This is a genomic window from Denitratisoma sp. agr-D3 (genome assembly GCF_054658675.1).
Genome location: NZ_BAAGIA010000005.1, coordinates 139568 through 155682, shown reverse-complemented (window position 1 = coordinate 155682; position 16115 = coordinate 139568). Strand labels below are relative to the sequence as shown.

The window sequence follows — 16115 nt, the reverse complement described above, 5'->3', positions numbered from 1 at the left end:
GGGAACTCCTTGATGCTTAACTCGCGTTGCGGTCCGGGGTGGCGAGAACCTCGCCCAGGGCCTGGCTATGACGGGTGAAGGCGTCGTCCAGTTCCAACGTCTTGCGGTTGGAACTCATCGCCAGCAGGGCGTCGCCGTCCTTCTTGATCAGCACGAACAGGCGTCGCTCCCGCACGTAAAGCATGAAGCATACGCCGGCCACCAACAAAGCGCAGCCCAGATAGACCACGTTGCGGCCAGGGGAACGGGTCGCCTGGATGACGCTGGCCTGGACCTGTTGGAAGTCCTTCAGGGTGAGCAGGAAGGGGGCGTTGTAGTGGAAGCTGTCGGAGATGGCATTGAGGCCATCGGTGACGAAGGCCGCCCGTTCCGGGCTCATGACCAGGGGCTTGAGCTTTTGCTTTTCCCGGGCCAATTGCCAGGCTTCCCAGGCGGCGCCTTGCAGCACCTTGATGAAGACCTCGGCGGCTTTTTGCTGCTCGGCCTGGGGAATTTGGCCGCGGATGAACTGGTCGATGGCCTCGTAGCCACCCTGGGCGAACAGGGACAGGGTGTTCTCGGCGGTGTCGCTCAGCTTGCTGCGCATGGTTTCCGAAATGGCCTCGCCACGCAGGGCCATGGCGGTGAAGCGGCGGGCGATGGCGCCACGCAGGGACGGATCGGTGAGAGCGGCGCGCAGCAGCAGCCAGTCGTCCAGCTTGCCGTCCATGGCCGGCAGGCGTAGGTAGCGGAAATTTTCCATGGCGCCTTCGCGGATGCCGGCGATGAAGAAGGGACGACCGTCCTGGACGATGGGCAGCATGTAGCTGTGGAACTCACGGGCCTGGCCCTGGGCGTCCCGCAGCTTGTAGGTCATGCTGGGGCCGACGTTCTGCTTGTCCTTCTTGCCCGCGGTCTTGGCGGCGCTGCCCAGGTGGCTGCTCAGGCTGTCCAGGGTGCCGGACTTGGCGCCGTCGTCGTCGCCGGTGTTTTCCACGTTGATCGGGCGAAAGCCGGTGACTTCCAGGGTCAGGGGTTCGCTGCGGCGGGTGAGGCGCATCGACTCGCCCACCACACCGTCCAGGGGCAGGGTTTCCAGGGAGCCGGCGGTCAGGCTGTGGGCTTCGAGCTTGAGCTTGGAGCCGCCGTCGTCGAAGCTGGCCTGGTAGAGGGTGATGCCCTTGTATTCCAGGGGCTTGTTCACTTCGATGGTGCGTTCGAACTGCTCACCGGTTGCCCGGTCGGTGACCACCACTTCGCTGGCAAAGCGCTTGGGCATGCCGGTGGAGTAGAAGTCCACGGTGAACTTTTTCAGTTCCAGGTCGAAGGGCAGGGCTTGCAGCAGGATGCCGTCGTCCACGTTGAGCACGGCCACGCCGGAACGCTGGCCCTCGGGCAGGAAGACGTTGCCGCGATAGCTCCAGTGGTCGGCGTCCAGCCGGTTCTCCGGCTTGATCTGGGACATCAGGGAATTGGCCGGGGCCAGGTGTTTGTCGCCCCACATCAGTTGCAGCTTGAGGGGCAGATCGCCGTCCAGCAGGCCGCCGACGCAGATCATGACGATGGCGCCGTGGGCCAGCAGGTAGCCGAGGCGGCTCCAACTACCGGCCTTGGCCGCCACCAGCACGCCGTCGTCCCGCTGTACTACGCGGTGGGCGAAGCCTTGCCGGTCCAGATAGGCCGTCACCGCAGCTTGGGCGGCGGCCACGTCGCCGCTGTGGGGCAGGCTGGCATGGTGGGCGAACTGGCGCAGGGAGGCTTCCTTGGCCTGTTCGCGGAAAGTCTTCATTTCCTTGAGCATCTGCGGTCCCTGGCGCAGGATGCAAAGGCTGGTGGAGGTCACCAGGAAGGCCAGCACCACCAGGAACCAGCCGGCGTGATAGACGCCGTAAAGGCCGAGCTTTTCAAAAATGGGAAACCAGAAGGGACCGAACTGGTTGAGATAGGCGTTGAAGGGTTCGTTCTGCTTGAGCACGGTGCCGACGACGGAGGCGATGGCCAGCAGGGTCAGCAGGCTGATGGCGAAACGCATGGAGCTGAACAGCTCGTACAGGTTGCGGGCAAGGCGTCGAGTCATGGTCGGCGAGGACGAAGTCCCTGGAGTGGAAACGGGATTGGGCGATCTTCAAAGAAAAAGGGTGGCAAGGCCACCCTTTCTCGTATTCAGACTGGAAGTCTGCGCGTTGGTTCAGCGCAGGCCGGCCACGTAGTCGGCCACGGCCTTGATTTCGTAGTCGGTCATCTTGGCAGCGACGCCCCGCATCATCTTGTTGGGGTCGTTGGCGCGGCCATTCACCGGATTGGGATTGGTGCCGGCTTCGCGGAAGGCCTTCAACTGGGCTTCGATGTAGTCGGCGAACTGGCCGCCGATACGGGGGTATTGGGCGGGAATGCCGGCACCGGCGGGACCGTGGCAGCCGGCACAGGCGGGCAGGCCCTTGCTGGCGTTGCCGGCGCGGAACAGCTTCTGGCCGAATTCGACGGTGTCGCGGTTCTTGGCGCTGTCGCCCTTTTGTTCCTGGGAAGCGAACCAGGCGCCCAGGTTGCGCATGTCGTCCTCGGACAGGCCGCTGGCCATGCCCAGCATCACGGCGTTGTTGCGGGCGCCGCTCTTGAATTCGCGCAGCTGCTTGGCGATGTAATCGGCGTGCTGACCGGCCAGTTTGGGGTTGGCGGCGATGGTGCTGTTGCCGTCGGCGCCATGGCAGGCCACACAGACGGTGGCGGCAATGGCCTTACCCTTGGCGATGTCGGCCTTGGGGGCGGGGGCAGCCTCGTTTGCCTGGGCGGCAGTCGCGGCAAGGAAGATCAGCGGCAGCAAAAAGCGCTTCATGGAACAACTCCTCGGAGCGGGGGTAGCGGAAAGCCTGATATTCTATACCAGCATTGCTGCTGCGCCTATTGGGACGCCCTCTGTGCGCCTCCCCTCCCCTTGCCTGAAAAATCCATGTCCCTGTTTCGACACGCTGTTTTTGAGATTTCCGCAGCCAGCCCGCAAGGTTTGCCCCTGTCCCTGGCCCCCGAAATCGCCTTTGCCGGCCGCTCCAACGCCGGCAAGTCCTCGGCCATCAACACCCTGGCCGGCCACACCCGGCTGGCCTACGTTTCCAAGACCCCCGGCCGTACCCAGTTGATCAACGTCTTCCGCCTGAAGAACGGCGCGGCCCTGATCGACTTGCCCGGCTACGGCTACGCCGAAGTGCCCGAGGCCGTGCGCCGTCAATGGCAGGGGCTGTTGGAGCACTACCTGACCGAGCGCACCAATCTCGCGGGGCTGGTGTTGATCATGGACGCCCGCCGTCCCTTCACCGACCTGGACAAGCAGATGATCGACTGGTTTGCCCCCTCGGGCCGTCCCATCCATTGCCTGCTGACCAAGGCCGACAAGCTGACCCACCAGGAGCAGATCAAGCTGCTGCGTGCCGCCAAGGCCGAATTGGTCAAGCTCTATCCCGGCAACGACAAACTTACCCTGCAACTCTTCTCCAGCCTGAAGAAGACCGGCATCGAGGAAGTGGAAAAGGTCGTCGGCGGCTGGCTCGCGCCCTTGCTGCCGGCTGATCTACCAATTACCTGATTCGTATTTGGGGAAAAGGGCTGAGTAATTCAGCCAAGCCTTTGGAGAAAGAAATGCTACCGACGCAAAGTGAATGGGAAAGTATTGATTCCACAATGCATTCTCTTGATCAACGGCACGCCGTTGGGACAGCAGTCAAAGATTTGTTCTTTCTAGGGTGCGTGTTGTGTGCTGAAGGAAAAAAAGAGGCTGGGACCAAGGCGATCGATACCGCACTGAAGGCGATCAATCTTGACCATAAAAACAAGTCTCTTTACTTGAAAATCATTGACAACATTGAAGGCAATGAGCGCGAATTCGCTCTGTATGTGAACGCCCATGCTGAACTTCAAGGGCTTCTCGCTGGAGAGTAAAAGACGTTAGGGTGTCGCACCGGCGGAGCCTGGTGCGCCAATCAACCGCCCCCTTCCCGTGGGAAGCCCGTCCTGAGCCCTGTCGACGGAGGGGGTGGGGGATGGCTCACCATGGCCCGGCTTGCCGGGGGTTTCTTTTGGGCTGTGCCAAAAAGAAACCCCCGGTCCGAAAGGAAGGAAACCGGGGGCGACAAGGCCTTGAAGGGGATCAAGGCACCCGCTCAGGGAGGTGAAGCGGGGAAGGGCGAAGGACAGCAATCCTGACGCCCTCCGTTTCCTATGAGGGGCAAGCAAAGGTAAAGTTCCGGGTTCGTTCCCGCGGGAACGGATCTTTTCCGAATCTCGAAAGCGCAACCATGAATACCCAAGGCAAATTCCCTTCCCTGCGCATGCGCCGCATGCGTCGCGACGATTTTTCCCGCCGCCTGATGCGGGAGAACCGCTTGAGCGCCGACGACCTGATCTATCCGGTGTTCGTGCTGGAAGGGGAAAACCGGACCGAGTCCGTGGCCTCCATGCCCGGCGTGGAACGGGTGACCCTGGACCGGCTGCTGCCCGTGGCCGAGCAGGCCCTCGCCCTAGGGGTGCCGGCCCTGGCCCTGTTCCCGGTGATCGGCGCCGGCAAGAAAAGCCTGGATGCCCGGGAAGCCTGGAATCCCGAGGGCCTGGTGCCTCAGGTGGTGGCCCGTTTGAAAAAGGAATTCCCCGAGCTGGGCATCATCACCGACGTGGCCCTGGATCCCTACACCAGCCACGGCCAGGACGGCCTGATCGACGATGCCGGTTACGTGCTCAACGATGAAACCCTGGCAGCCCTGACCAAGCAGGCCCTGTGTCACGCCCAGGCCGGGGCCGACGTGGTGGCGCCCTCGGACATGATGGATGGTCGCATTGGCCGCATCCGCGCTGCCCTGGACGCCGAGAAGCTGATCTACACCCGCATCCTGGCCTATTCCGCCAAGTACGCCTCCAGCTTCTACGGTCCTTTCCGCGACGCCGTGGGCTCCGCCGGCAACCTGGGCAAGGGCAACAAATACACCTACCAGATGGACCCGGCCAACGGCGATGAATCCCTGCGGGAAGTGGCCCTGGACCTGGAGGAGGGGGCCGACATGGTGATGGTCAAGCCGGGCATGCCCTACCTGGACATCGTGCGTCGGGTGAAGGACGAGTTCGGCGTGCCCACCTACGCCTACCAGGTGAGCGGCGAGTACGCCATGCTCAAGGCTGCCTTCGCCAACGGCTGGCTGGACGAGAAAGCCTGTGCCCTGGAAAGCCTGCTGGCCTTCAAGCGGGCCGGCGCCGACGGCATCCTCACCTATTTCGCCCTGGACGCCGCCCGCTGGCTGAAGGAAGGCGCCTGAAACCGCCGGCGTTACGTCGGTAATTCCCGCTTATTCCACAGTAAACCCCAGGAAGCCGGCGGTAAAATTCCGGCTTTCCTTATTTTTCGAGAGTGCAGCTCATGACCCGAATCGTCGTCGTGACTTCCGGCAAGGGCGGGGTCGGCAAGACCACCACCAGCGCCAGTTTTTCCTCCGGTCTGGCCCTGCGCGGCTTCAAGACCGCCGTCATCGACTTTGACGTGGGCCTGCGCAACCTGGACCTGATCATGGGTTGCGAACGCCGGGTGGTGTACGACCTGATCAACGTCATCAACAACGAAGCCAGCCTCAACCAGGCCTTGATCAAGGACAAGCACTGCGACAACCTGTTCGTCCTGCCCGCCTCCCAGACCCGGGACAAGGACGCCCTGACCGAGGAGGGCGTCGAGCGCGTACTGAAGGAACTGGAGCACATGGGCTTCGACTACATCGTCTGCGACAGCCCCGCCGGCATCGAAAGCGGCGCCCTGATGGCCCTGCGCTTCGCCGACGAGGCCCTGGTGGTGACCAATCCCGAGGTGTCCTCGGTGCGCGATTCCGACCGCATCCTGGGTATCCTGCAAGCCAAGTCCAAGCGCGCCGAGGCCGGTGGCGAACCGGTCAAGGAGCACCTGTTGGTGACCCGCTATTCCCCCAAGCGCGTGGAAGACGGCGAAATGCTGTCCTACAAGGACGTGCAGGAAATCCTGCGGGTGCCCATCATCGGCGTCATCCCCGAGTCCGAGACCGTGCTGCATGCCTCCAACCAGGGCACCCCCGCCATCCACCTGCCCGAGTCCGACGTGGCCGAGGCCTACAAGGACGTGATCGCCCGCTTCCTCGGCGAGGACCAGCCCCTGCGGTTCGTGGACTACGAAAAGCCCGGCCTCCTCAAGCGCATTTTCGGAGGCAAGTGAGATGTCCCTGCTCGACCTGCTCTTCGGCAGCAAGCCCAAATCCGCCAGCGTCGCCAAGGAACGCCTGCAACTGATCATCGCCCGGGAACGCAGCGACAACAGCCCGTCCGCCGATTACCTGCCGGCCTTGCAACAGGATCTGGTGGCGGTGATTTCCAAGTACGTCAAGATCAATCCGGACGACATCCGGGTGTCCCTGGAAAAGCAGGACAACTACGAGGTGCTGGAAGTCAACATCGTGCTGCCCGACGCGGCCCGCACCGTCTGAAACCCGTCGCCGCTCCGTCCGTCGGAGCGGCCCCACCCCGCTGGCGTGGGCCCCTGGGCCGCCGCCGGACGTCATGCCCGAGAAGCTGTCTGCCGCCATGAAACATGAAATCGACGATGTCCGCATCAAGGAAATCAAGGAACTGACTCCCCCCGCCCATGTGCTGCGGGAGTTTCCCGCCACGGAACAGGCAGCGCGCACCAGTTACGACAGTCGCAAGGCGATCCACAACGTGCTCCACGGCGCCGACGACCGCCTGGTGGTGGTGATCGGTCCCTGCTCCATCCACGATCCCGCCGCCGCCCTGGACTATGCCCGCCGTCTCAAGGCCGAGCGGGAACGGCTCAAGGCCGACCTGGAGGTGGTGATGCGGGTGTATTTCGAAAAGCCCCGCACCACCGTGGGCTGGAAGGGCCTGATCAACGACCCGGGCCTGGACAACAGCTACCGCATCAACGACGGCATTCGTCTGGGCCGCAAGCTGCTATGGGAGATCAACGAGATGGGCGTGCCCTGCGGCACCGAGTTCCTCGACATGATCACCCCCCAGTACATCGCCGACCTGATCTCCTGGGGCGCCATCGGCGCCCGCACCACCGAGTCCCAGGTGCACCGGGAACTGGCTTCCGGCCTGTCCTGTCCCGTGGGCTTCAAGAACGGCACCGACGGCAACATCCGCATCGCTGTGGATGCCATCAAGTCCGCCTCCAGTCCCCACCATTTCCTTTCGGTGACCAAGGCCGGCCACTCGGCCATCGTCTCCACCAAGGGCAACGAGGACTGCCACGTCATCCTGCGCGGCGGCAAGGAACCCAACTATGACGCCGCCTCCGTCGAGGCGGCCTGCATCGACCTGGGCAAGGCCGGTCTTGCCGCCAAGCTGATGGTGGACTTCTCCCACGCCAACAGTCGCAAGCAGTTCAAGCTGCAAGTGGACGTGGCCAAGGACGTTGCCGGCCAACTGGCGGCGGGCGACGACCGCATCTTCGGCGTGATGGTCGAGTCCCACCTCAAGGAAGGTCGCCAGGACCTGACGCCGGGCAAGCCCCTGGAATACGGCCAGAGCATCACCGACGCCTGCATCGGCTGGGAAGACACCCTCACCGTGCTCGACCTGCTGGCCGAGGGCGTGCGCAAGCGCCGCCTGGCCCTGGAAGACAAGTAAGTCCATGGGCTTTGCCTGGTTCGGGACGGACAATGACGGCGTGTTCCCACGCCGTCTTTTCTTTGGGCTGCTGCTCCCGCTGCTGATCTTCCGCCTCTGGCTGGCCGCCGCCCTGCCCATGACCGGGGACGAGGCCTACTTCATCTGGTGGGGCAAGATTCCCGACTGGGGCTTCTACGACCATCCGCCCATGGTCGGCTGGTGGCTGGCCGCGCAACTGCTGCTGGGGGATGCCGAATGGTGGCTGCGCCTGACGCCGGTGCTGCAACCTTTCGTCCTGGCCGCTGCCGTGGCCTGGTTCGTGCCCCGGCTATGGCCCGAAGCGGGGGAGTTCCGCCGTTGGTGGGCGGCCCTGCTCACCCTGCTGTCGCCGGCCTTCGTTTGGAACGTGCTGGTCACCACCGATACGCCCCTGATCTATTTCTCCGTGCTGTCCGGCCTGTGCTGGCTGTTGGCCCGCAAGACCGAGCGCCTGGGCTGGTATCTGGCTGCCGGCGTGCTGCTGGCGGGGGCGGTGCTGTCCAAGTATTTCGTCGTCTTCCTCGGTTTCGCCTACCTACTTGACGTGCTGCTGCGTCCCTCCCGCCGTGCCTGGCTGGGCCTGTTGCTGGCCTACGCCTGCTGCGTGCCGGGCCTGCTGCTGATGGCCTGGTGGAACGCCGGCCACTGCTGGCCCAACTACATGTTCAACTTCGTCAATCGTCACGGCGATGCGGCCCTGGGCTGGAAGAACAGCGTCGCCTACCTGTTGATGATGGTGTACCTGCTGACGCCGCCGGCCGTTTGGGGTCTGCTCCGCCTGACGCCGGGCCTGCTGGCCGCCGAGCGTCGCAGCCTGTCCCTGCTGGCCCTGGTGCCCCTGGTCCTGTTTGGCGTGCTGTCCCTGGAAAAGACCGTCGGCCTGCACTGGGTGCTGTCTTTCCTGCCCTTCTGCGGCCTGCTGCTGGCCCTGTATCTGCCGGCCCGCTCCCTGCGCCGCACCGGCGGTTTCTTTGCCCTGTTCGCTGCCGTGCAGGTGTTCCTGCTGGTGGGCATCAGCTTCACCCAACTGGACGACTGGAAGAAGACCAACTGGTACGAAAGCGCCGTGCTCGCCTTCGAGGCCCGCAATCTGGCCGCACGGATCGAGCCTTATGCCGCTGACTATGCCTTCGCCAGCAACGGCTACGCCGACGCCGTGACCTTGGGCTACAACGCCCGCCGCTATTTCCTGGTGTTCGGTGAAGCCAGCAGCCATGCCCGCCACGACGACATCCTCACGGATTTCCGCGCCCTCGACGGCAAGAACATTCTGATCCTGCGCAAGAGCGAACCCGCTCCCGGCGAGTACGAGCCCTACTTCCGCGAACTTCGTACGGAAACCTTTGTCCTCCACGGGGTGACCTTCCGCCTGATCTTCGGCCAAGGATTCGACTTCAACCGCTACCGGGATACCGTGTTGACCACCGTGCGCGACAAGTACTACCGCATTCCCGGCAAGCTGCCCCAGCGCGCTTGCTACTTTCATGACCGCTACTGGCCCGAGCTGCCATGGCCGCGCTGATCCACGCCCTGCGGGCTGGCGTGGGCCCTTACCTGCGCCTGCTGCGGCCCCACCAGTGGGTGAAGAACAGCTTCGTCCTGGTGGGTCTGCTGTTCGGCCACGCCTGGCGCGATACGGCGTTGCTGGCCCAGGGGTTGTGGGCTTTCGCCGCCTTCTGCCTGCTGTCCTCGGCGGTCTATGTCTTCAATGACCTGCTGGACCGGGAACAGGATCGTCAGCATCCGAAGAAGCGCCACCGGCCCCTGGCCAGTGGCCGGGTCAGCCTGCCGGCGGCCCTGGTGCTGTTGGCCTTGTGTTTGATCGGTGGTCTGACCCTGGCCTTCACCCGGGCCGGCTCGGCGCCCTGGGTCTTCGTCGCCTATCTCGTGATCAACGGCTTCTACAGTCTGGGGGCCAAGCACGTGGTGGTGCTGGACGTGTTCCTCATCGCCGCCGGTTTCATGCTGCGCCTGCTGGCCGGCACCCTGGGCTTGGGCATTGCGCCATCCCACTGGCTGTTGCTCTGCGGTTTGATGCTGACCCTGTTCCTCGGCTTCGCCAAGCGCCGGGCCGAGCTCAATGCCGTGGCCGGTGATCCGTCCGCCCACCGGCGGGTGCTGGAGGATTATTCCGAGACCCTGCTCGACCAGTTCATCACCGTCACCCTGGCCTGTACCGTGGTGTCCTACAGCCTGTACACCCTGAGTGCCGAGACCGTGGCCCTGCACGGCAGCAACCACCTGATCCTGACCGTGCCCTTCGTCCTCTACGGCATGTTCCGCTACCTGTTCCTGCTCCACCACCGAGGTGGCGGCGGCGACACGGCTACGGACATGTTCACCGATCCCCACCTGATCCTGGCCGGCGCTGGTTGGCTGGCCACGGTGCTGGCGGTGCTCACCGGCCGCTTCTAGCGTTTCGCCTCAGCGCAGGCGGAACACCACCGGCAGGATCATTTCCTTCTTTTCCACCCCGGATAGGCTGCCCATGGCCCAGGCGGCGCGCAGGGCGGCCTGGTCGAGGATGGCGTGGCCGCTGCTGGCGGCCACTTCGGCGTCCACGATGCGGCCGGTCGGGTCCAGGCTCAACAGCAGACGGACTTCTCCTTCCAGGCCGGCGGCGATGGCCTGGGGCGGATAGTAGAGGTGCTGGGCGAGCTTGCGCTGGGCGGCCTCCACCGGATTGCGAACGCTGTTCTTGCTGGTCGCGGGCTTGTTGACGGCAGGTGCGTTCCGCTCACCTTGAGGCGGCGGGTCGGCGGGCTTTGCCGGCGCCGGTTCGGCGGTTTCCAGGGTGTTCTTCAGCAGGGGCTCCGCGATGGGCGCGGCCGTGGGGGGCAGATCTACGGTCAAGGGTGCCGGCGGCGGTGGCGGCAGCTTGAGGGCGCTGGAGAACAGCACCAGACCGTGGCCGAGCAGGGAGAGCAGCAGGGCGGTGAAAAGATGGGGCCGCAAGGGGCGGCTGCCCGGGGTTTTGAGCGGGACCATTTGCCCCTATTATCCCTGCCGGACTGTTAAGGATGGATGCAGTGATGACTGGCTTATCCCGAGCTTTTTTGCGGACTTTTCTGGCCTGGCTGGCCCTTTTGACGGCCTTGCCCGCGGCCCGTGCCGCGCTGCCGGACCCCGTCGCTTTCGGCGTGGCGATGGAGGTGGGCGACCTGGACAAGGCCCGCCAATGGCTGGACGAGGGCCTGCCGCCCAACTTCTTGGCGGACCGGATCGGCACCGGGCTGATGATTGCCGCCTGGGAAGGCAACATCCCCCTGATGGAACTGTTCGTCCAGCGCGGGGCGAATGTGAACTTCGTCAATCGCAACGGCGAGCAGGCGGTGCAATTGGCGGCCTGGAAGGGGCAGACGGAGGCGGTCAAGTGGCTGCTGTCCAAAGGCGCGGCCCTCAACCGGCGCGGCAAGGAATGGAGCGCCCTGCACTACGCCGTGTTCGCCGGCCATGAGGAGTTGAGCAAATACCTGATCGAGCGGGGCGCCAACATCAACGGCCAGGCGCCCAATGGTTCCACGGTGCTGATGATGGCGGCCCGGGAGGGTCACGAGAAGATCGCCCAGACCCTGGTGGAAGCCGGCGCCGACACCAGTATCCGCAACGATGCCGGCGAAAGCGCCCTGACCTGGGCCATGCGCCACAACAACCTGAAGATCGCCAAGATGGTGGCGACGCCGGAAGCCTTCGCCCTGGCGGTGAAGTCGCCGCCCCAGAGCTTCGGCGTGGCGATCCGCTCGGTGCCGCCGCCCCAGCGCATCGCCGAGATCCTGCGCCAGATCAACCGGGCGGAAGCGACGGGGCAGCCCACGGCGGAATTGCGCAAGGCCCTGTACGAAGCGGTGGCGGAGTTCAAGCGCGACAACATGCCCACCCGTACAACCATGCCCCAGCCCAACGTGATCAATCCCCGCATGCCCAAGCAGCCCCAGGCCCTGGTGATCACCGCCGAACGGCAGAGGCCCGGCGCGGAACGGGCCGAGATGGTCTACGCCGGCACCCGGGCCGGCAGTCCCGCCAGCGGCAGCGCGGCGACCGGCGCCATGAGCAAGGACCCGGCCGAGTTGCTGCGCCAGCTAAAGGCCGCCGAGGCGGCGGGCAAGCCCACTACCGAACTGCGCCGCGCTTTCTTTGATGCGGTGAAGAACTACCGCGGCGACTAGGCTGGGCGGGTTTGGCCAAGGGAGTGGCCGTGGGCTTGGCCAACTGGGGCCGGTCCAGGTCGGTGCGGGCCGTGGCGGCGCGGCCATGCACTGGTCGCCCGGTCTTGCCATCGTTCGCCTGACGACCCTGGCCAAAGCGTGACTTGCCGGCGCCTTCCGGCTGCCAGGCGGGAATCAGGTGCTTCTTGCCGTTGCCGATCAGATCGCTGCGGCCCATGTCTTTCAGGGCTTCCCGCAACAGGGGCCAGTTCTCGGGGTCGTGGTAGCGCAGGAAGGCCTTGTGCAAGCGACGTTGCCGACCGCCGCGCACCACCGCCACCTGTTCCGATTCCCGGTTTACTTTTTTCAGCGGATTCTTTTCCGTGTGCCACATGGCCGTGGCCAGGGCCAAGGGCGTGGGCAGGAAGGTCTGCACCTGATCCAGGCGGAAGTCGTTGCGCTTGAGCCAGAGGGCCAGTTCCAGCATGTCCTCGTCGGTGGTGCCCGGGTGGGCGGCGATGAAATAGGGAATCAGGTACTGCTCCTTGCCCGCTTCCTTCGAGGCTTTCTCGAACATCTGCTTGAAGCGGTCATAGGTGCCCATGCCCGGTTTCATCATCTTGGACAGGGGGCCTTCTTCCGTGTGCTCCGGGGCGATCTTGAGGTAGCCGCCGACGTGGTGGGTGACCAGTTCCTTGATGTATTCCGGCGATTTCACCGCAAGGTCGTAGCGCAGGCCGGAGCCGATCAGGATCTTCTTCACGCCGGGCAGTTGCCGGGCCTTGCGGTAGAGCTGGATCAGCGGACCGTGGTCGGTGCCCAGGTTTTCGCAGATGCCGGGATAGACGCAGGACAGACGGCGACAGGAGGACTCGATCTGTTTGTCCTTGCAGGCCAGCCGGTACATGTTGGCGGTGGGGCCGCCCAGGTCGGAGATGACGCCGGTGAAGCCGGGGGTCTTGTCCCGGATTTCCTCGATCTCGCGGAGGATGGACTCCTCCGAGCGGCTCTGGATGATGCGGCCTTCGTGTTCGGTGATGGAGCAGAAGGTGCAGCCGCCGAAGCAGCCGCGCATGATGTTCACCGAGAAACGGATCATTTCCCAGGCCGGAATCTTGGCGTCGCCGTAACTGGGATGAGGATTGCGGGCGTAGGGCAGACCGAAAACGTGGTCCATCTCCGCCGTGGTGAGGGGAATGGGGGGCGGGTTGAGCCACACGTCCCGGTCGCCATGGCCCTGGACCAAGGCCCGGGCATTGCCGGGGTTGGCTTCCAGGTGGAAGGTGCGGCTGGCGTGGGCGTAGCGCACCGGGTCTTCGGCGACCCGGTCGTAAGACGGCAGGCGCACGACCTGATGGGAACGGGCCGCCTTGCGGGCGGCGACCCGTTCGGCCACGGGGATGATGCGGATGGGGTGGATGCCGCCATCGGCCCCATTACTGGGGGCTGCCGTTTGTCCCGTCGAGCCCTGGCTCATGGCGTAGGGATCGGGGTGAGCGTCCACCCGACCCGGCATGTCCACGGTGGTGGAGTCCACTTCCACCCAGTCTTCCGCCGGTTTCCAGTTGCGCGGCACCATGAAGGACGTACCGCGCAGGTCGCGGATGTGTTCGATGGGCTCGCCCTTGGCCAGGCGGTGGGTGAGTTCCACCAGGGCCCGTTCGGCATTGCCGAACAGCAGCAGGTCGGCCTTGCTGTCGGGCAGGATGGAGCGGCGTACCTTGTCCGACCAGTAGTCGTAGTGGGCGATGCGGCGCAGGGAGGCTTCAATGCCGCCGATGACGATGTTGGCGTCGCCGTAGGCTTCCCGCGCCCGTTGAGCATAGACGATCACCGCCCGGTCCGGCCGTTTGTTGGGCTCGGCGTTGGGGGTGTAGGCGTCGTCGCTGCGAATCTTGCGGTCGGCGGTATAGCGGTTGACCATGGAATCCATGTTGCCCGCGGTGATGCCGAAGTAGAGGTTGGGCTTACCCAGCTTCTTGAAATCGTCAGCGTTGTGCCAGTCCGGCTGGCTGAGGATACCGACGCGGAAGCCCTGGGTTTCCAGCAGCCGCCCCAGCAGGGCCATGGCAAAGCTGGGATGGTCGATGTAGGCGTCGCCGGTGACCAGGATGACGTCGCAGGAATCCCAGCCGAGCTGGTCCATCTCCGCCCGGCTCATGGGCAGGAAGGGCGCGGTGCCGAAACGCTTGGCCCAGTAGGGGCGCCAGGAGGTGAGGGATTTGGGTTCCATGGGGAGCGGAGCACGCAGGCGCGAGTGCGCCCGGAAATCGTAAGGGGCCGGATTTTAAGGCTTTGTGCCGATGGCGTCGCCCATGTTTTTGACAGGGGCTTTGCCCTGTCGGTGAATCAGGCCGCGACCGGCAGGCGCAGGCGACTGTGGGGCGACACCTGGCGGGCGAGGAAATCCATCTGGTCCGCCAGGATGCTGCGATTGCAGAGGATCAGGTACTCGGCCTTGTTGGGCACGTAGGGGGCATAAAGCAATTCCATCCGCGCCTGTTCCGGGGTGCGGCCGCTCTTGCGTTGGTTGCAGGAGCGGCAGGCGGCCACCACGTTCATCCAGATGTCCTTGCCGCCCTGGGAGACGGGATGCACGTGGTCCCGGGTCAGGCGGCTGCCGGGGAGTTCCTCGCCGCAATAGGCGCAGATATGGCGGTCGCGCTGGAACAGTTCCCGGTTGGTGAGGGGCGGCACCTGGTGCAGGGAGCGCCCGCCCAGGGCCTTGCCGCGAATGGCGATGATGCTGTTGGTGCGGATTTCCGAGCGTTCACCGGTTAGGCGGTTGATGCCGCCATGGACGGTGAAGCTGTGCTCGCCGATGGTCCAGGCCACCAGGTCCTTGGCGTAATAGAAACAGGCGTGCTGCCAGTGCACCCAGCGGTGGGGTACGCCGTGTTGGTCCAACGTGAGAATCAGGGGTATCGCACGCATGGGGATCACCTAGAATCCTGATATTGCCTTAGCCTAACAAAGACTTATGGCTTTGCCCATCGGAGAATACAGGACTATTTTGCGCCTTCCTCTGTTGCGTGCCCTGGCGGCTTCCCTGGTGTTGCACGCCTGGCTGCTGATGCCCGAACCGGATTTCTTCGCGGCGACCTGGCGGCGGGCGGGAAGCGCGCCGCTGCGGGCCACCCTGGTGGCCCTGTCGTCTTCCCAGCCCTCCCAGCTTCCCCTTCCCGCCACGACCCTGCCAAGACCGGTGACGACACCGTCCGCGGATCGGCCGTCGACCAACGTGCCGACCTTGGCCCGCGCGGCGCCGGAGCGACGGGGTAATGGGGCGCCAGGTGCCGAGCCCTCATCCAGTGATGCGGTATTGGATGCGGAAGGCATGCGGGGCTACCGCATGGCCCTGGCCGTGCAAGCCCGGCCATTCTGGCGCTATCCGCCCGCAGCGGCCCAGGCGGGGTGGCAGGGTACGGCGGAACTACGGGTTGCGGTGCTGACCCAGGGGGCGGTGCGCGTCAGCCTGGAACGCTCCAGCGGCCACGCCGCCCTGGACGAGGCGGCGTTGGCCATGATGGACCAGGGCGCACGCCGCGCGGTATTGCCCGAGTCCTTGCAGGGCAAGGCGTTTTCCCTGGTGTTGCCGGTGAGCTTCAGTCTGGCGCCGTAGGATTCAGGGTGGTGCTGTGGAGCAGACGGGCGCCTTGGCGGCGTTCGGCGAAGAATCGTTCGAGGGCGTAGCGGACGGAGTGGAAGGCCAGGTCCGGCCAGGGGATGTCGGCTTCAGGGAAAAGGGCGGCTTCCAAGGTTTCCTCGCCGGGGTGGCAGTCCGGGCTGAGCAGTTCGGCGCGGTAGAAAAAATGCACTTGGTGGATGTGGGGAATGCTGACCACGGCGAACAGGTTTTCCAGTTGGATGCGGCAACCGGCTTCTTCCGCCGTTTCCCGCTCGGCGGCCTGCTCCAGGCTCTCGCCGTTTTCCATGAAGCCGGCGGGGAGTGTCCAGTAGCCGTGGCGGGGTTCGATGGCGCGGCGACAGAGCAGGACCTTGTCCTGCCAGACCGGCAGGGTGCCCGCCACGATGCGGGGGTTCTGGTAATGGATCGTCTGGCAGCTCGGGCAGACATGGCGCAGCTTGGTGTCCCCCGGGGGAACGAGCTGTTGTACCGGTGAGCCGCAGACGGAACAATAATGGACGGCGGGGTGCATGATCTGGCGATTCTAACCCCGGCCCCAGGCGGTCTGACCGCTGCCTGTCTTTGGCGAGACTTGATAACGGCATGATAATATTGATTTTGTATAAGGCTGTCGGGTGTGCAGGGAGGCCGCAAGGGTTTGCCGTGGGCGCGACGCATCCATCCGTAGGGCAAACCGT

16 protein-coding genes are annotated in these 16115 nt (G+C 64.7%); 10 read left to right on the top strand and 6 right to left on the bottom strand.

Annotation, left to right across the window (positions count from 1 at the left end; genetic code table 11):
- Positions 1-16: 16 nt before the first annotated feature.
- The gene (locus ACYQ2U_RS14425; protein WP_459951087.1) at positions 17-2056 is read right to left on the bottom strand and encodes a cytochrome c biogenesis protein ResB; all 2040 of its coding nucleotides are present in this window, start codon (positions 2054-2056) and stop codon (positions 17-19) included.
- A 111-nt stretch (positions 2057-2167) separates the two neighbouring features.
- Positions 2168-2812: a c-type cytochrome gene (locus tag ACYQ2U_RS14420; protein ID WP_459951086.1), complete on the bottom strand. Its 645-nt coding sequence runs from the start codon at positions 2810-2812 to the stop codon at positions 2168-2170.
- 114 nt (positions 2813-2926) lie between these two features.
- On the opposite strand from ACYQ2U_RS14420, the gene yihA reads away from it, so the two are divergent.
- The 8 genes from yihA to ACYQ2U_RS14380 all read left to right on the top strand — a co-directional run bounded on the left by yihA (position 2927) and on the right by ACYQ2U_RS14380 (position 10059).
- A complete protein-coding gene (yihA, locus tag ACYQ2U_RS14415; protein ID WP_459951085.1) occupies positions 2927-3556 on the top strand; it encodes a ribosome biogenesis GTP-binding protein YihA/YsxC in 630 nt (209 codons plus the stop codon).
- 53 nt (positions 3557-3609) lie between these two features.
- Complete coding sequence (locus ACYQ2U_RS14410) at positions 3610-3909, top strand: hypothetical protein (RefSeq protein ID WP_459951084.1); 300 nt, start codon at positions 3610-3612, stop codon at positions 3907-3909.
- Between the two features lie 356 nt (positions 3910-4265).
- Complete coding sequence (gene hemB, locus ACYQ2U_RS14405; protein ID WP_459951083.1) at positions 4266-5273, top strand: porphobilinogen synthase; 1008 nt, start codon at positions 4266-4268, stop codon at positions 5271-5273.
- Between the two features lie 101 nt (positions 5274-5374).
- A complete protein-coding gene (gene minD / locus ACYQ2U_RS14400; protein ID WP_459951082.1) occupies positions 5375-6190 on the top strand; it encodes a septum site-determining protein MinD in 816 nt (271 codons plus the stop codon).
- 1 nt (position 6191) lies between these two features.
- Positions 6192-6458 (top strand): cell division topological specificity factor MinE, encoded by a 267-nt coding sequence (minE, locus tag ACYQ2U_RS14395; RefSeq protein ID WP_459951081.1) that lies wholly within the window; start codon positions 6192-6194, stop codon positions 6456-6458.
- 73 nt (positions 6459-6531) lie between these two features.
- On the top strand, positions 6532-7623 hold the full coding sequence (aroG, locus tag ACYQ2U_RS14390; protein WP_459951080.1) for a 3-deoxy-7-phosphoheptulonate synthase AroG: 1092 nt from the start codon (positions 6532-6534) through the stop codon (positions 7621-7623).
- 4 nt (positions 7624-7627) lie between these two features.
- On the top strand, positions 7628-9166 hold the full coding sequence (locus tag ACYQ2U_RS14385; RefSeq protein WP_459951079.1) for an ArnT family glycosyltransferase: 1539 nt from the start codon (positions 7628-7630) through the stop codon (positions 9164-9166).
- Complete coding sequence (locus tag ACYQ2U_RS14380) at positions 9154-10059, top strand: decaprenyl-phosphate phosphoribosyltransferase (RefSeq protein ID WP_459951078.1); 906 nt, start codon at positions 9154-9156, stop codon at positions 10057-10059. The genes ACYQ2U_RS14385 and ACYQ2U_RS14380 overlap by 13 nt, the downstream gene beginning before the upstream one ends.
- A gap of 9 nt (positions 10060-10068) precedes the next feature.
- On the opposite strand, the gene ACYQ2U_RS14375 is transcribed toward ACYQ2U_RS14380, so the two are convergent.
- Entirely contained in the window at positions 10069-10632 is a 564-nt protein-coding gene (locus ACYQ2U_RS14375) for an energy transducer TonB (RefSeq protein WP_459951077.1), read from the bottom strand.
- Between the two features lie 44 nt (positions 10633-10676).
- Between ACYQ2U_RS14375 and ACYQ2U_RS14370 the strand changes: the two genes are divergently transcribed.
- Positions 10677-11810 (top strand): ankyrin repeat domain-containing protein, encoded by a 1134-nt coding sequence (locus ACYQ2U_RS14370; RefSeq protein ID WP_459951076.1) that lies wholly within the window; start codon positions 10677-10679, stop codon positions 11808-11810.
- On the opposite strand, the gene ACYQ2U_RS14365 is transcribed toward ACYQ2U_RS14370, so the two are convergent.
- Together ACYQ2U_RS14365 and ACYQ2U_RS14360 are read right to left on the bottom strand one after the other, a co-directional pair.
- Positions 11755-14022, bottom strand: a complete 2268-nt coding sequence (locus ACYQ2U_RS14365; RefSeq protein WP_459951075.1) for a YgiQ family radical SAM protein — start codon at positions 14020-14022, stop codon at positions 11755-11757. The genes ACYQ2U_RS14370 and ACYQ2U_RS14365 overlap by 56 nt on opposite strands.
- Positions 14023-14138: 116 nt before the next feature.
- Complete coding sequence (locus ACYQ2U_RS14360) at positions 14139-14723, bottom strand: HNH endonuclease (RefSeq protein WP_459951074.1); 585 nt, start codon at positions 14721-14723, stop codon at positions 14139-14141.
- Positions 14724-14802: 79 nt separating this feature from the next.
- Here ACYQ2U_RS14360 and ACYQ2U_RS14355 point away from each other — a divergent pair, with 79 nt between their 5' ends.
- Positions 14803-15411 (top strand): energy transducer TonB, encoded by a 609-nt coding sequence (locus ACYQ2U_RS14355; protein ID WP_459951073.1) that lies wholly within the window; start codon positions 14803-14805, stop codon positions 15409-15411.
- Here ACYQ2U_RS14355 and ACYQ2U_RS14350 read toward each other — a convergent pair.
- Entirely contained in the window at positions 15395-15949 is a 555-nt protein-coding gene (locus ACYQ2U_RS14350; RefSeq protein ID WP_459951072.1) for an NUDIX hydrolase, read from the bottom strand. The two genes, ACYQ2U_RS14355 and ACYQ2U_RS14350, sit on opposite strands and share 17 nt — an antisense overlap.
- Positions 15950-16115 lie beyond the last annotated feature (166 nt).

Bases quoted from the DNA above. Each gene is read 5' to 3' on its own strand.
- ACYQ2U_RS14425 (WP_459951087.1), bottom strand. From the start codon at position 2,056: ATGACTCGACGCCTTGCCCGCAACCTGTACGAGCTGTTCAGCTCCATG.
- ACYQ2U_RS14420 (WP_459951086.1), bottom strand. From the start codon at position 2,812: ATGAAGCGCTTTTTGCTGCCGCTGATCTTCCTTGCCGCGACTGCCGCC.
- yihA (WP_459951085.1), top strand. From the start codon at position 2,927: ATGTCCCTGTTTCGACACGCTGTTTTTGAGATTTCCGCAGCCAGCCCG.
- ACYQ2U_RS14410 (WP_459951084.1), top strand. From the start codon at position 3,610: ATGCTACCGACGCAAAGTGAATGGGAAAGTATTGATTCCACAATGCAT.
- hemB (WP_459951083.1), top strand. From the start codon at position 4,266: ATGAATACCCAAGGCAAATTCCCTTCCCTGCGCATGCGCCGCATGCGT.
- minD (WP_459951082.1), top strand. From the start codon at position 5,375: ATGACCCGAATCGTCGTCGTGACTTCCGGCAAGGGCGGGGTCGGCAAG.
- minE (WP_459951081.1), top strand. From the start codon at position 6,192: ATGTCCCTGCTCGACCTGCTCTTCGGCAGCAAGCCCAAATCCGCCAGC.
- aroG (WP_459951080.1), top strand. From the start codon at position 6,532: ATGCCCGAGAAGCTGTCTGCCGCCATGAAACATGAAATCGACGATGTC.
- ACYQ2U_RS14385 (WP_459951079.1), top strand. From the start codon at position 7,628: ATGGGCTTTGCCTGGTTCGGGACGGACAATGACGGCGTGTTCCCACGC.
- ACYQ2U_RS14380 (WP_459951078.1), top strand. From the start codon at position 9,154: ATGGCCGCGCTGATCCACGCCCTGCGGGCTGGCGTGGGCCCTTACCTG.
- ACYQ2U_RS14375 (WP_459951077.1), bottom strand. From the start codon at position 10,632: ATGGTCCCGCTCAAAACCCCGGGCAGCCGCCCCTTGCGGCCCCATCTT.
- ACYQ2U_RS14370 (WP_459951076.1), top strand. From the start codon at position 10,677: ATGACTGGCTTATCCCGAGCTTTTTTGCGGACTTTTCTGGCCTGGCTG.
- ACYQ2U_RS14365 (WP_459951075.1), bottom strand. From the start codon at position 14,022: ATGGAACCCAAATCCCTCACCTCCTGGCGCCCCTACTGGGCCAAGCGT.
- ACYQ2U_RS14360 (WP_459951074.1), bottom strand. From the start codon at position 14,723: ATGCGTGCGATACCCCTGATTCTCACGTTGGACCAACACGGCGTACCC.
- ACYQ2U_RS14350 (WP_459951072.1), bottom strand. From the start codon at position 15,949: ATGCACCCCGCCGTCCATTATTGTTCCGTCTGCGGCTCACCGGTACAA.